This window comes from Hyunsoonleella flava (assembly GCF_004310325.1).
In the GTDB taxonomy this organism is placed as follows: Bacteria; Bacteroidota; Bacteroidia; order Flavobacteriales; family Flavobacteriaceae; genus Jejuia; species Jejuia flava.
Genome location: NZ_SIRT01000063.1, coordinates 1 through 300 on the forward strand (window position 1 = coordinate 1; position 300 = coordinate 300).

At 27.0% G+C, this 300-nt stretch carries 1 protein-coding gene; it reads left to right on the top strand.

The window, feature by feature from the left end:
- Nucleotides 1-300 (top strand): DUF6377 domain-containing protein (locus tag EYD45_RS16890; protein WP_233702703.1); only part of this gene is annotated, 300 nt, incomplete at both ends.

Below are 300 nucleotides of genomic sequence, written 5' to 3' on the forward strand. Positions count from 1 at the left end.
AAATGGTGAGAAAGTCTATTGTTTCAAATAAAACAAAAGCATTATTAGAACTCACCAAATCAAAACAACTTATTGATAACGAACTTAATCTATTCTACGAAAATTTCGATAAATCTTTCTTACACATATACCCTAACTTTGTTAATGAAGTTAATAACCTTCTTAAAGATGATGAGCAAATAATATTAAAAGAAGAACAAAGCCTAAATACAGAACTAAGAATATTTGCTGTAATCAGATTGGGAATAACAAATAGCACGAAGATTTCAAAAATTCTACGCTATTCAGTTAACACTATTT